Source organism: Limnobacter sp., from assembly GCF_964228395.1.
Lineage (GTDB): Bacteria > Pseudomonadota > Gammaproteobacteria > Burkholderiales > Burkholderiaceae_B > Limnobacter.
Genome location: NZ_CAXQZX010000101.1, coordinates 1 through 13,809, shown reverse-complemented (window position 1 = coordinate 13,809; position 13,809 = coordinate 1). Strand labels below are relative to the sequence as shown.

Here is a 13,809-nt window from a genome sequence, read left to right as displayed (position 1 = left end):
GGTTTGGCCCACACCGTGGGGCCGAGGCGTGGGTCCCCGCCAAGCCCCCGCTTGGCGGGAAACCGACTCGGATGCAATGGCGACCTTGTCGCCTGGCATGCCCCCTCGGAAGGGCCCAGAAGGGCTCCACGGGCTGATCCCAGGCCAAGGGGTCGGTGCCATTCCGGCACCAAAACGCTAAGCACAGCACCCCAAAGGGCCAACCTCTGGCCCAGCGACCTGTGCCAACCCGGCCCAACAGCGCGGCGCATGGGTCTGTTGACTTCAGGGAGCAAGCAAATGAAAGAAGCGGGTAAATATGCCTCAATTCTTTCGTTGCCCTCACCCTAAAGTTTTCCATAATTGAGCCGTTAATAACACGAAGGGCGTTTTTGTGGCCAACCCCGCCTTCACTCTCGATTTCATCAAAGCCGGTTTCTCGGGCGACAAGGTAAAAACCTTGGGCGCCCCCATCTTCATCATTCTCGTGTTGGTGATGATGATCCTTCCGCTGCCACCCCTGGCGCTGGACATGCTTTTCTCGTTCAACATTGCCCTAAGTCTGATGGTGCTGGTGGCCAGTTTGTACACCACGCGTCCCTTGGACTTCGCTGCATTTCCAACCATCCTGCTGGTCACCACGCTGTTGCGCTTAAGCCTGAACGTGGCGTCCACACGGGTGGTTTTGATGCATGGGCACGAAGGCCCCGATGCCGCGGGCAAAGTGATCGAGGCCTTCGGTCACTTCTTGGTGGGCGGTAACCTGGCCGTGGGCGTGGTGGTGTTCATTATCTTGATGATTATCAACTTCGTGGTGATCACCAAGGGCGCTGGCCGAATTGCCGAAGTGTCGGCGCGTTTCACTTTGGACGCCATGCCCGGTAAACAAATGGCCATCGACGCCGACCTCAACGCGGGTCTCATCAATGAAGAAGAGGCCAAAAAGCGTCGAGCCGAAGTGAGCCAGGAAGCTGAGTTCTTTGGTTCCATGGACGGTGCATCCAAGTTTGTGCGTGGTGACGCTGTGGCCGGTATCATGATTTTGGTCATCAACATCATTGGCGGTTTTGCGGTGGGCGTGGCCCAGCACGACCTCACCTTCGCAGAAGCAGGCAACAACTACGTGCTGTTGGCCATTGGCGACGGTTTGGTGGCTCAGGTGCCTGCCCTGGTGATCTCGATCGCTGCCGGCCTGGTGGTGGCCCGTGTGGGGCAGGGCCAAGACATCGGCACCCAGTTGTCTTCCCAGTTGCTTAAATCACCTCAGGCCGTGGGCATCACCTCGGCCATTCTGGCCATGATGGGCATCATCCCCGGCATGCCTTCTTTTGCTTTCCTTACTTTAGCGGCTCTGTTTGGTTACCTGGCTTATCGCTTGGCCGAGCAGTCCAAGGCACCACCAGCCAAGTCAAACGACGCCGATCAAGAAAAAATCAAAGCCGCCACCACAGAGGCGCAAGAGGCCACTTGGGACGACCTGGTGCCAGTGGACACCATTGCGCTGGAAGTTGGCTACCGTTTGATCGCCTTGGTGGACAACAAACAAGATGGCGATTTGCTCAAACGAATCAAAGCCATTCGCAAAAAATTTGCACAGGAAATCGGTTTTTTGCCCCCCGCTGTGCACCTGCGTGACAACCTGGAGCTTCGCCCCTCGGTGTACCGAATTTTGCTGAAAGGTGTGTGCATGGGCGAGGGCGAGGTTTTCCCCAATCAGCACCTGGCCATCAACCCGGGTCGCGTGACCATGCAATTGCCTGGCCCACAGACCAAAGACCCAGCCTTTGGTTTGCCAGCGGTGTGGATTTCCGATGATCAAAAAGAAAAAGCCAATGCAGCGGGTTACACCGTGGTGGATGCCTCCACTGTGGTGGCCACTCACCTAAGCCACATTTTGCAAACTTCTGCCGCCCAGTTGCTGGGTCGGGCCGAAACCCAAGCCTTGCTTGAACATTGCGCCAAAACTTCACCCAAAGTGGTGGAAGACCTCACCCCCAAATTGCTGGACGTGGCCATCATTCAAAAAGTATTGCAGAACCTGCTGGACGAAAGCGTGCACATTCGTGACCTTCGCACCATCTTTGAAACCCTGCTGGAAAACGGTGGCCGCACCAAAAACCCGTTCGAATTGACCGCCGCCGTGCGCATTGCCTTGGGCCGAGCCATTGTGCAGGCCCTGGCTGGCACCAACGAAGACCTCAATGTGTTGGTGATGGAGCCCCGCCTGGAACAAATGATTACCCAAGCGCACAGCGCCTCTGGCCAAGACCATGTGGGCATCGACCCCAACCTGGCTGAAAACCTGGCACGCCAAACCGCCGAGGCCGCCGGTCGGCAGGAGCAATTGGGCCAAAACCCAGTGTTGCTGGTGCCCGATGTGTTGCGTTTGTCCATGGCGCGCTTGCTCAAGCGGGCGGCACCCAGCCTGCGGGTGTTGTCCCACAGTGAAATTCCAGAAAACAGAACCATCCGAGTTGCCCAAGTGGTAGGAGCCAAAGCATGAAGCTCAAAAAATTCACAGCCCCCAGCACCCGCGAGGCCCTGCAACAACTGCGGGCAGAACTTGGCGAAGACGCCATTATTCTGTCGACCAAGCAAACCGCGGCGGGCACCGAGGTGCTGGCCGCGTCATCGCGAGATCTGGACGCTGTCACCGAAGCTCCTGCCCAGTCTGCCCAGGCCATGCAAGCACCAGCCTCCTGGACCAAAAACGAACGCGAGGCCTATGCGGCTCAAAAGCGTCAGCAACAGGCTTTTGCCCAAGCACCCGCCGCCATGCCCCAGCCCAGCGCTACTGCTGCGCCCAAGCGCCCCAGCGCTGCACAGCGTGTGGCTCAACAGGTGGATGCTCAGCGCACGCGCATCGTGCATGAGGGGTTGATTGCTCCCTCGGCTGCTCCTTCCCCATCGTCAAGCCCATTGAGCGCTCAAGATGAAATGCTCAATGCGGTGGCCCAGCGTCGTTCGCAGGCCGCCAGCGAAGCCATGGCCCAAGAGCAAACTGCGGTGCTAGAAGAAATCAAACAAATGCGCCAATTGCTTAAAGACCAACTCAATATGCTGGCCTGGCGTGATTCCCTGAACAAAAACCCCCAGCGTGCCGAGCTCTGGAATGTACTCACCCAAAGCGGGTTTTCCCCGTTGTTTGCCCGCACTGTGGTGGATCGCCTGCCCGATGGTTTGAGCGAATCCCAGATGCAAGACTGGGCCATGAACGTGCTGAAGAAAAATCTGCAAGTGGTATCGGCCGAGGACGACATGGTTGAAACCGGTGGTGTGTTTGCCCTGGTGGGTCCCACAGGCGTGGGAAAAACCACCACCACGGCCAAGTTGGCCGCGCGTTGTGTGGTGAAGTATGGTGCCAATTCACTGGGCCTGATCACCACCGACAGCTACCGAATTGGCGCCCAAGACCAACTTCGCATTTACGGCAAAATTTTGGGCGTGCAGGTGTACACCGCTCAAACCCATGCTGACCTTCAACAACTGCGCGCCAGCATGCAGCGCAAACGCCTGGTGCTCATCGACACGGTGGGCATGGGCCAACGCGATGCCCGCGTGGCCGAGCAAACCAAAATCCTCACCGACAGTCACGTCAAACGTGTGTTGCTGCTCAACGCCACCAGCCAGCCTGAAACCCTGGACGATGTGGTGCGCCACTACAAAAACAGCGGATTGGCCGGGGCCATTGTGTCCAAGCTGGATGAGGCCATCAAAATTGGCGGCGTGCTGGATGTGGTCATGCGTCACAAGTTGGTGTTGCAATACATTGCAACCGGTCAGCGCGTACCAGAAGACCTCTTCCTGGCCGATCCCAAAGTGCTGGTTCACCGCGCCATGCGCACCCGGGCCAGCCAGGCCTTTCAGGCCTCTGACGAGGAATTGAAATGGAAAATGGCTCAAATCCCTTCGACCAGCGCATGAACATTCGTGGTTGAATAGTGACTATGGATCAAGCCAATACACTGCGAAAACTGCTGGGTCACAACCCGCCCCAAGTGGCGCCTTTGATGGGCGACATGCAGCAAGACTATGCCGCACTGTTGGCCCGCCTTGTGCTGGAGCAACAGGCCAAACTTCGCCATGTGGCGGTGCTCTTTGATGGCTCAAAGGCCGGCGTACCCAGTGCAGCGGGCGCCCCGGCTCGCGCTGATCTCCTTAATTTCTTTAACGGGCAAGCCAATCTTGAAGATTTGGTGATCAAACTGGCCGATGGGCAGTTTGTGGTGCCAGCCAATTTGGGCCTTCAAGCCCTGACCCAACGCCCCGCTTGGGCGGGTGCCTTGCTGGGCAACCTGCATCGCCTGCCTGTCAGCGCAGACCGCTTTTACGCCACCTTGCCCTACGAGGCCGTGCCTTTGGCGCATGGGCTGGCTGGTCAGCAGGAATGGCATTGGGTGGTGCATCCCACGGCCAGCTCGGTCACACGGGCCTTTCAGGGCCTCAGAAGCACCAAACAATTGAGTAAAAACATTCGTCATCGTGTTATTGTTGCAGGTGTCAAAAACGCCCACGAAGCCGACGACGTGTTTGCCAACCTGCTTGAGAGCACTTCGCAGTTTTTCGCGCAGCCTTTGCAGTACGCCGGGCACCTGCCTGCCATGGCGCCAGGCTTGCGTTTAAGCCAAGTGGGGCGCGACATGCTTGCCGCTGGGCGGCGAATCGCCAGGGCACTTTGCTCGGCCGACGAGCACGCGCTGGCGTAATAACAGAAGAGGACGCAACAAGCCCATGTACACAGCTCAGGGAACCCTAGACAAGTCGCAACAGGTAGACCAGTACATTCCACTGGTCCGCAGGCTTGCCCATCACCTGATCGCCAAGTTGCCTGCCTCTGTACAAATCGACGACCTGATTCAGGCTGGTTTAATTGGCCTCATGGATGCCATTTCCCGCTTTGAAGAAGGGCAGGGTGCGCAATTCGAAACCTACGCCAGCCAGCGTATTCGTGGTGCCATGCTTGATGAGCTTCGCCAGGCCGACTGGATGCCGCGCGGTGTTCGCCAGGCGCAGCGCAAAATCGAAAACGCAACACTGAAGGCCGAACAAAAGCTGGGCCGTTCAGCCACCGAAACCGAAATCGCTGCCGCCATGGGCGTGTCCCTGGACGAATATCAAACCATGCTGTTTGAGTCGCGCGGCGCACAACTGGTGTTTTACGATGATTACGCCGAGGACGGGGACGGTGAAGGCTACCTGGACCGCCAGATGGACGGCGACGAAGAAGCCAATCCGCTGGAGATGTTGGGTGACCAACGATTCAGACAAACCCTGATTCGAGCCATCGAAGAGCTTCCTGAGCGTGAAAAAATGCTCATGGGTCTGTATTATGAGCAGGAACTTAACTTTCGTGAAATCGCGGCGGTTTTGGGTGTGACCGAGTCCCGAGTGTGCCAACTGCACACCCAGGCCGTGAGCCGGCTTCGCACCAAGCTTCGCGATCACTGAATCGTCGATGGCGAACGCTCCCGCGTCTAAAAAACCTTTCTCATTTTCCAATTCTCGCAGGCGGGTCAACCGATCCCTCCTGCTGGTGTTGTTCACCGCGGTGTCGCCGTTGGCTTTGGCCACACTCTACATGGCTGCACAAACCCCGCAGCCCGGCGCTTGGCACAGCGTGGTCGTGGTCACCGTGGCCTTGGGCATTTTAGGCGCATGGTTCATGGGCAACAAACTGTTGCGCAACCTCATGGACCTGTTGCAGGGGGCCGTGCAGTCCGAGCAACAGCTTCGCAAACTGATGGAGCTTTCTGGCGACTGGTATTGGCAGCAAGATCCCAACCACGTCATCGCCCGCATCATCTACCGGGGCAAAGAGCAGCGCGACCCATCCTCACCCATTCGCCAGTTGCCCTTTATTGGGCTGGCCCGCTGGGATGTGCCCGGCCTAAAATGCATCGATGTTCGCCACAACTGGGATAGTTTTAAACAGCTGCTAGACCAGCACCGACCCTTCGATCACATTGCATTTGAATACTGGCCCGAGGGCGCAAACCGAATCGTATTCGAGTCCACCGGCCGCCCCATCGTCGATGCGCAGGGTCATTTTTCTGGCTACATCGGTGTGTCGCACGACGTCACCCAAAAGCGTTTGAATGAGCAGTTGTTGTCCCTTCAGCGCTCACTGTTGCAAGGCGTGTTGTTGTCTGCGCCCATAGCCGAATTGGCTGCCTCGTATGCCCGGGGCTTGAAACATTGCCTGACTGCTCGGGCAGAGGTGGTGCTTGGTTACCGAGAAAGGGCCGATATCGGCCCGTGGAAGGTGCGCGGCAGCAACAAAGACATCCAGGTGCCTGCCGAGCTGGGCATGCAAATTTGGCAAAACCCCGAGGCGTATTGCGACCTGCTGGAAGGGCAAGAGCAGCATGGCCTGGTGTGGTTGGGTTGCCTTCGCCCCAGCCATTTTGAACAGCAGGATTGGGCCCGTGGTTTTGGGTTTACCTGCGTGTGGTTGGCCATGAAGCGTGCCTTGGAACCCGGCCAGCCCGAGTATTGGATCATGGTGGGCCAGCAGGGCAGCCCAGCCCCGGTTCACGAAGACACGGTGCGTGTGCTCACAGCCATTCGCTTGTTGGGCCTGTGTGTTGAGCGCCGTGTGTTTGAAGACGACCTGCAAAGCCTCAACGGCTCGCTGGAGCAACGCATTCAACAGCGAACCGCTGAGCTGACCCGCAGCAACTCCGAGCTCGAGGCGTTTACCTACACGGTGTCCCACGACCTGCGTGCTCCTTTGCGGGCCATCGACGGGTTTTCCAACATTCTTAAAGAAGATTTTGCCGAGCAAATTCCCGAGGATGCGCGTGGCCTTCTGGACCGCATCAGCTACAACGCGCGCCAAATGGGTGGCCTCATCGATGGCCTGCTTGATTTTTCCCGCTTGCTGCGTGCCGATGTGGCCCGGGTCCGGGTAGATCAGCAGCAAATGCTGGACCAAATCCTGCAGCAGCTTGATGCCACTGGCAAAAACATCGTGCACGTGCCGGCATTGCCCGTGGTATACGCAGACCCGGTGCTACTCAAGCAGGTGTGGATGAACCTCATCGACAATGCCATTAAATTCAGCAGCAAAACGACCCAACCCGAGGTGCGTATCACGCACGCGCAGCAAGGTGATTTCCACACATTTTCAGTGAGCGACAACGGCGCTGGCTTCGACATGAAGTACGCCGATAAACTCTTCAATGTGTTTGAACGCTTGCATCATAAAAAAGATTTTGACGGCACCGGCGTAGGCCTGGCCATTGTGAAGCGCATCATTGAGCGCCATGGTGGTCAAATCAGTGCGCAGGGCGAGCCCAACAAGGGAGCATGTTTTACTTTCACCTTGCCCGCACAGGTGCAAAGCGCTGCCCCCGATTTTGAACAACCCACGCAGTAAGGAAGATCCACCATGGCCGATGTAGTTTTGGTAGACGATAACTCCAACGACGCAGACCTCGCATTGCGCGTGGTTCGAAAAACTTCCTCAAGCTCCACCACCACTTTGTTGGAAGACGGAGAGCGTGCCATTGAGTACTTCAAGCAATTGATGAATGACCACCCAGCTGACAGCGCCGCCTTAAACCTGCCCAAGCTGGTGCTGCTCGATTTGAAGTTGCCCAAACTCGATGGTTTGGAGGTGTTGGAATTTTTGCGTTCGCACGACGTGTTCAAAACCATGCCGATCGTGGTGTTGTCGTCTTCCAGGGAGATCAGCGATGTAAAGCGCGCCTACGAACTGGGCGTCAACAGCTTTGCAGTCAAACCTGTTCAGTTTGACCAATATCTAAGCCGAATTTCTGCGTTGGTGTCGTATTGGCTAACGATTAACGAATTACCGCGCGGGGCATAAGGCCGGCACCACCGCCGGCATTTAAGCCGCCTTTGGGTCCGTAGGTGTCGCTGGGCGCTGGGGCTTGGTTGGCCACGGCTGCAGCAGTCAAAATCGCAATGCGGTCTTGCAAACCAGCCAGTTGCTCGGCCACCAATTCGCCATTGGTGTTGTTCAAGCGCTGGGCTTGTTGCAGGGTGTTGCGCAGGGTGGCGTAGGTGCTGCTTAGGCGAGGCTCAAAGCCTGCCAATTCATCCACCCAATGGGCCAAGCCGTCCATGTTGGCTTCGTAGCCAGCTTCTCGCGCTTTGGCCGCGCTGGCCAGGTAACGCTTTTCCAGCTCCAGCATCATGGCTTCCTTGCTCAGGGCCAATTCACTCAAGCGGGTGGTTTCCATTTTTACCAGGCAAGCCTGCTCTTCCAGCAGAACATCCACCAAAGCCATGGCCAAGTCGCACTCGTATGCGAGGTTGTCATAAAGCGTGTTTGCGGCGTTGGTGTTGGTCATATTGCTTGCCCTTTAATTACTGTGTGCCCAACAAGGCGCGTGCATCAGAGATCACGCCGTCGGCCACGGCTTCTGCATTCACCTTGAACTCGCCATTGGCAATGGCTTGGCGAATGCTCTCGATTTTTGCTGCATCCATGGGTGCGCCCAACTGGGCCACTTCAGATGCCTTCCCAGAAAACTTGGCCACTGCGCTTTCGCTGCCAGCAGCTTCGGTTGCGGCGCTGGCCGTTGAGCGGCCTCCGCCTTGGGGCTTGATCAGTTTGTCAACTGATCCTGAGTCAAACTTTCCATTGATTTTCATTGTTTCCTCCGCAGCGGCAGAGCCAAAGTTTCATTTGTATGGTTTCTTAACGGCTCGCGCGCCTCTAACTTTAACGAATTCTGGAAAGAATTCCCACTTTTTGAGGATGCCCCCAAATTTGGGTGTTTTTTTCTTTGTTGGTCAAAGGCTTACCTCCACCAGCAAATCGCCGGTGGCCACGCCGTGCAATATTTTGCCCTGCGTGGTTTTGATTTTTACGATTTGACCTTGTTCAGCGGCCTCCAGGGCGGTGGCTGTGCCGCCAATGGCAAAGCCAGGGCCCCGCACTGTCACTTTCACCGTGTCGCCCTGGCGGACAATCGCCTGGCCTTTCATGTGCTCATATTTCAAGGTGGTGCCCGGCCACAGTTGGCGAGCTGCTTCCTTGTTATTTAAATGATTTAGGTCTGTCACCCAACCCGAGGCCAATTGGCTCACGTCCATCGTGCGAAATTCAACATCGCTGGCTGTGACCGGTTGCCCTGCCTGCACAGTGTTTTTTATCACTGGCACCGGGGCCCACACCTTCACATCCACGCCCACAAAAAATGGCGGCGTGCTGGAGCCTACGCACTGCACTCTTAAAAAAGTGCGTCCCCACATGCGGTTGTTTTCGCTGTTGGTGAACAGGGCGGCTGGGCAGTCGGCGCTGCCAATGCGTGGGTCCTCTTTGAGCATCAGCACCTGTACATTGGCGCCCTCGGGCAGCAACCCTGTGTCCACAAGCTCACCCAGGTGATCCCCGGTGACCCATTTGGAGGCGTATGCATCGCCCATGGGCAGGGCAAGGGTCAAGCAAGCACAACCCGTTGCAAATGCCAGTGCACGCTTGCTCTGCAGCTTGCGGCCTTGGTCAAGATAATGTGCAACAAAGTTTTTTGTGAATTTCATTTAAGTTTTTCTGCACTCTGCCGTAAATAGATGCAGACAGATTTCATCCTCGATGCTCACATCGTAGGGTGCTTGCTCGCGCACATGAAGAATAAAAAGAAGCGCCTTTGCCCCCTTTATCGTCTGTTTGATTCAACCAAAGCAATTGAATAATCCTTCTACCAGTCCGTGTAAAAGGATCGCTTGCCCATGTTGGACAAACTCACCGATGCCATGCAGTTCTCCGCCGAGGCGCTTAAATTGCGCGCTCGTCGTCAAGAGGTGTTGACGTCCAACATTGCCAACGTGGACACCCCCAATTACAAAGCCGTCGACTTTGACTTCGCCAAAGCCTTGCAGGCTGCCATTGCAGAATCTGGCCCCACTGGCCAAAGCACATTGCCCATGAAGTCGCCTGCCCTTGGCAATGGTGCAGGGGCGCTGGCGGTGACCCACCAAGGCCACATTCCTGTGGGCGGCACCAACACCCTGAGCACCCAGCAAATGCTGCAGTTCCGCCGGGGCAGCAACGCATCCATCGACGGCAACAGCGTTGACATTGACCGCGAACGCGCGGCGTTTGCAGAAAACACCGTGAAGTACGAGGCCGCACTGCGCGCCATCAACGGTCGAATATCCACCCTCAAGCAGGCCATGGGCTCTGGCAACCAATAAGGACGCTCATCATGTCTCTTTTTAATTCCTTCAAACTCGCAGGCGGCGCAATGACCGCCCAAACCACCCGGCTCAACACCGTGGCCAGCAACCTGGCCAACGTGGACACGGCAGCCAGCGACCCCAACTCGGTGTACCAGTCGCGCAAAGTGGTGTTCGAGGCCGTGCTGCAAAAGGCAGCGCCTGGCAAAGCCGCATTGGCCGAAAACGTGCAGGTTAAAGACATCGTGACCGACAAAACCGAAGCCAAAAAAATGTACGACCCCAAACACCCCATGGCCGATGACGAAGGCTATGTGTACATGCCCAATGTGAACGCTGTGGAAGAAATGGTGGACATGATGTCCGCCTCCCGCAGCTACCAAACCACTGCGGAAGTGATGAACACCGCCAAACAGCTCATGTTGAAAACCTTGAACATGGGTAACCAGTAAGGAGAAGTAAATCATGTCCATTGACGCAACCTCCGCACTGGGCGGCGCTTCCAGCAAAGCAACAGCCAGCAAGAAAAAAGACGACAACAGCCCCGACGCCATCCAGGAGCGCTTTATGTCTTTATTGGTGGCCCAACTTAAAAACCAAGACCCGCTGGCCCCCATGGACAACGCGCAGGTGACCAGCCAAATGGCCCAACTCAACACCGTGACCGGCATTCAAAACTTGAACGCCACCATGGAGAACATGGCAGCGCAGTTCTCAGCCAATCAAACCGTGCAGGCCACGGGCATGTTGGGGCGCGCCATTTTGACCGAGGGCAACAGCATGCGACTTTCCCAGGGCGAGGCACGCGCTTCCATGGAGATTGGGCAGTCGGTCGATAGCCTGCAAGTCAATGTGCTGGACAAGCAGGGCAATGTGTTGCGCAGCATCGATCTGGGTGCGCAAAGCAAGGGCGTGCACGAGTTCACTTGGGATGGCAAAGATTCAAGCGGCGGCACTGTGCCCGAGGGCATGTACAAATTTGAAGTGGTGGCCAAGGCCGCTGAAAAGAGCGTGGCTGTAACGCCACTGACCCTTTCTGTTGTGCAGGGCGTACGCAACGCCGGTGCAGAAGGTTCGAAGTTGTTGACCAGCAATGGCGAAGAGGTCTCGTTCGCCGACATCAAGCAGGTTTACTGATCATAGGTTTTTAGAAGGAGTCAATCATGGCTTTTGGTGGTGGAAGTTTTCAGCAGGGCCTCAGTGGCCTGAACGCCGCTCAGCGCGGTCTTGAAGTAATTGCCAACAACGTGTCCAACGCCAGCGTGGTGGGTTTTAAAGGCTCGCAAGCGGAATTTGCAGACGTGTTTGCCCGCGCATTCAATGGTGTGCGCTCCACCAACGGCATCGGCCTGGGGACCAGCCTGGCCGCAGTGACCCAAAACTTCAAGCAGGGCAACATCAATGTGACCGGCAATCCGCTGGACCTGGCGGTCAGCGGCACGGGCTTCTTTAAAGTAAAAGCGGCCGGCAATGGTGACAATGTGTACACCCGCAATGGCCAGTTCAGCCTGGATAAAGACAGTTTCATTGTGAACTCCAAGGGCGATCGCCTGCAGGGCTTTCCGATTGACAGCACCACCGGTCGCGTGGCCGATGTGTCGCAAGACATTCGCGTGTCTCGGGCTGCCATTCCACCAAAAGCCAGCACAACCTCCTCGCTTGAAATGAATTTGGATGCGCGCGCCACTGCCATCTCGGGCGCAATACCCTTTGACCCGGCCAACCTGAACAGTTACACCAACACCACCTCAATGACGGTGTACGATGAACTGGGCGAAGAGCACATCATGAGTGTGTACACCCGCAAAGAAAGCACCAACAACTGGAGTGTGTACGCCACCGTGGATGGCACCCAGGTGGATGTGGGCTTGTCGCCCGTAACACCCACAGTGGCGCCCGCACAGTCCGCCGCGGGTGCATTGGCCTTCGGCACCGATGGACGGCTGACCACCCCCACCAACGCCAGTTTTGTGGTGGATTTAAGCCGTTTTGTTACCGCCAGCGGGCGTGCTTTTTCTACCACCACCGCCACGCCCAATCAGTACAGCTTTGACCTCAGCAGCACCACTCAGTACGGCAGCTCATTTGCAGTGCAAAACTTGTCACAAAATGGCTACGAGGCCTCACCTTTCACGGGTTTTGACATCGGCGCCGATGGCATGTTGGCGGTGAGCTACGCCAATGGTCAAATTGTTCGGCAGGCCCAAATCGGTTTGTATCGCTTCCCCAACCCCGAGGCCCTACAGGCGGTGGGTGCCAACGGATGGCTGGCCACCGAGGCAGCAGGTGCAGAATTGGTATCCCTCAGTGAAGACACGGCCTTTGGCATTATTCAGTCGGGTGCACTGGAGGACTCAAACATCGACCTCACTGCGGAATTGGTGGCCATGATCTCCGCGCAGCGGGTTTACCAGGCCAACTCTCAGTCGATCAAGACCCAAGACTCCCTGTTGCAAACCATCACCAACCTGCGTTAATAGGCCATGGATAAACTCATCTACCTGGCGGCGCAAGCCGCCAAAGGCACCATGTCTCGCCAAGAGAACATTGCCAACAACCTGGCCAACGTCAATACGCCCGGGTTTCGGCAACAACTCATGGCTTTCCAGAGTGCGCCTGTGGTGGGTGAGGGCAGTGGGTCGCGCAGCTACGCCATCGAAACCAGCGTGGGCTTTGACACCACGCCAGGTCAAATTCAGGCCACAGGTCGAGATCTGGATGTGGCCATTCAAGGCGATGGCTGGTTTGCGGTGACCGCGGCCGACGGTAATGAGGCCTACACCCGCAACGGCTCTTTCCAGATTGATGGCGGTGGCAACCTGGTTACCCAAGAGGGCTACACCGTGGTGGGCACCGGTGGTCCCATCAATGTGCCACCCGATCACCGCGTCACCGTGGAGGGCAATGGCACCATCTCAGCCGTGCCGCTCAGTGGCGAAAACAACGTGGTTCAACTGGGTGCCTTGAAGTTGGTCAACCTGCAGGCGCCCGACATTGTGCGTGGGGACGATGGTTTGTTCCGCTCCAAAACCCAAGGCGAAGTGGCCGCAGACCCTGCTGTGCGTGTGGCCAGTGGCTTTATCGAGGGCAGCAATGTGAACGCCGTGGACATGATGGTGCAAATGATCACCGCCGCGCGGCAGTACGAAACCCAAATGAAAATGATCAGCTCGGCTGAGGACAACGGCCGTGCGGCCAACAGCCTGCTTGGCCTGAACTAAAAGGAGTAAACCGCCATGATGCGTTCTTTGTGGATTGCCAAAACCGGATTGGATGCCCAGCAAACCCAGCTCGATGTAATTTCCAACAACCTGGCCAACACGGCCACCAACGGTTTTAAACGCTCGCGCGCTGTGTTTGAAGACCTGTTGTACCAAACACTGCGCCAGCCGGGTGCGCAAACCACCGAGCAAACGCTGGTGCCCTCCGGCTTGCAGGTGGGCACGGGTGTGCGCCCTGTGTCCACGGTGCGAAACTTCGCCCAAGGCAATTTGCAGCAAACCGGCAATTCACTGGACATCGCCATCAACGGCCAAGGCTTTTTGCAAGTGCAAATGCCCGATGGCAGCACCAGCTACACCCGCGATGGCAGCATTCAAATTGACGCCAACGGCACCCTGGTGACCTCCAACGGATACCAGATCGGAAGAGCGTCGTGTAGGGAAAGAGTGTAGACGAGCG

The 13,809-nt window shown here is 56.9% G+C and carries 14 protein-coding genes and 1 pseudogene; 12 read left to right on the top strand and 3 right to left on the bottom strand.

The window, feature by feature from the left end:
- The first annotated feature begins 373 nt into the window (after window positions 1–373).
- The 6 genes from flhA to ACEQU8_RS08515 are packed head-to-tail and all read left to right on the top strand — an operon-like array spanning window position 374 to window position 7,810.
- Window positions 374–2,482 (top strand): flagellar biosynthesis protein FlhA, encoded by a 2,109-nt coding sequence (gene flhA / locus ACEQU8_RS08540; RefSeq protein ID WP_370262943.1) that lies wholly within the window; start codon window positions 374–376, stop codon window positions 2,480–2,482.
- Window positions 2,479–3,903, top strand: a complete 1,425-nt coding sequence (flhF, locus tag ACEQU8_RS08535) for a flagellar biosynthesis protein FlhF (protein ID WP_370262942.1) — start codon at window positions 2,479–2,481, stop codon at window positions 3,901–3,903. The genes flhA and flhF overlap by 4 nt, the downstream gene beginning before the upstream one ends.
- Before the next feature lie 23 nt (window positions 3,904–3,926).
- Window positions 3,927–4,685, top strand: coding sequence for a hypothetical protein (locus ACEQU8_RS08530; RefSeq protein ID WP_370262941.1), 759 nt, complete (start codon window positions 3,927–3,929; stop codon window positions 4,683–4,685).
- A 25-nt stretch (window positions 4,686–4,710) separates the two neighbouring features.
- Entirely contained in the window at window positions 4,711–5,427 is a 717-nt protein-coding gene (locus tag ACEQU8_RS08525) for an RNA polymerase sigma factor FliA (RefSeq protein ID WP_370262939.1), read from the top strand.
- Window positions 5,428–5,434: 7 nt separating this feature from the next.
- On the top strand, window positions 5,435–7,357 hold the full coding sequence (locus tag ACEQU8_RS08520; protein WP_370262938.1) for an ATP-binding protein: 1,923 nt from the start codon (window positions 5,435–5,437) through the stop codon (window positions 7,355–7,357).
- Between the two features lie 12 nt (window positions 7,358–7,369).
- Complete coding sequence (locus tag ACEQU8_RS08515; protein WP_370262937.1) at window positions 7,370–7,810, top strand: response regulator; 441 nt, start codon at window positions 7,370–7,372, stop codon at window positions 7,808–7,810.
- Here ACEQU8_RS08515 and flgN read toward each other — a convergent pair.
- The 3 genes from flgN to flgA all read right to left on the bottom strand — a co-directional run bounded on the left by flgN (window position 7,785) and on the right by flgA (window position 9,492).
- Window positions 7,785–8,297, bottom strand: a complete 513-nt coding sequence (gene flgN, locus ACEQU8_RS08510) for a flagellar export chaperone FlgN (RefSeq protein WP_370262936.1) — start codon at window positions 8,295–8,297, stop codon at window positions 7,785–7,787. The genes ACEQU8_RS08515 and flgN overlap by 26 nt on opposite strands.
- 16 nt (window positions 8,298–8,313) lie before the next feature.
- The gene (gene flgM, locus ACEQU8_RS08505) at window positions 8,314–8,601 is read right to left on the bottom strand and encodes a flagellar biosynthesis anti-sigma factor FlgM (protein WP_370262934.1); all 288 of its coding nucleotides are present in this window, start codon (window positions 8,599–8,601) and stop codon (window positions 8,314–8,316) included.
- A gap of 141 nt (window positions 8,602–8,742) precedes the next feature.
- Window positions 8,743–9,492, bottom strand: a complete 750-nt coding sequence (gene flgA, locus ACEQU8_RS08500) for a flagellar basal body P-ring formation chaperone FlgA (RefSeq protein WP_370262933.1) — start codon at window positions 9,490–9,492, stop codon at window positions 8,743–8,745.
- A gap of 189 nt (window positions 9,493–9,681) precedes the next feature.
- Here flgA and flgB point away from each other — a divergent pair, with 189 nt between their 5' ends.
- From flgB to ACEQU8_RS08470, 6 genes and pseudogenes are all read left to right on the top strand, one after another.
- Window positions 9,682–10,146 (top strand): flagellar basal body rod protein FlgB, encoded by a 465-nt coding sequence (flgB, locus tag ACEQU8_RS08495; RefSeq protein ID WP_370262931.1) that lies wholly within the window; start codon window positions 9,682–9,684, stop codon window positions 10,144–10,146.
- A gap of 11 nt (window positions 10,147–10,157) precedes the next feature.
- Complete coding sequence (gene flgC / locus ACEQU8_RS08490; protein WP_370262930.1) at window positions 10,158–10,580, top strand: flagellar basal body rod protein FlgC; 423 nt, start codon at window positions 10,158–10,160, stop codon at window positions 10,578–10,580.
- A gap of 13 nt (window positions 10,581–10,593) precedes the next feature.
- The gene (locus ACEQU8_RS08485; protein ID WP_370262929.1) at window positions 10,594–11,265 is read left to right on the top strand and encodes a flagellar hook assembly protein FlgD; all 672 of its coding nucleotides are present in this window, start codon (window positions 10,594–10,596) and stop codon (window positions 11,263–11,265) included.
- A 26-nt stretch (window positions 11,266–11,291) separates the two neighbouring features.
- A complete protein-coding gene (gene flgE / locus ACEQU8_RS08480) occupies window positions 11,292–12,605 on the top strand; it encodes a flagellar hook protein FlgE (protein WP_370262928.1) in 1,314 nt (437 codons plus the stop codon).
- A gap of 6 nt (window positions 12,606–12,611) precedes the next feature.
- Entirely contained in the window at window positions 12,612–13,349 is a 738-nt protein-coding gene (flgF, locus tag ACEQU8_RS08475; protein WP_370262926.1) for a flagellar basal-body rod protein FlgF, read from the top strand.
- 15 nt (window positions 13,350–13,364) lie between these two features.
- Window positions 13,365–13,772, top strand: a pseudogene (locus ACEQU8_RS08470) (flagellar hook-basal body complex protein); the annotation flags it as partial.
- Window positions 13,773–13,809 lie beyond the last annotated feature (37 nt).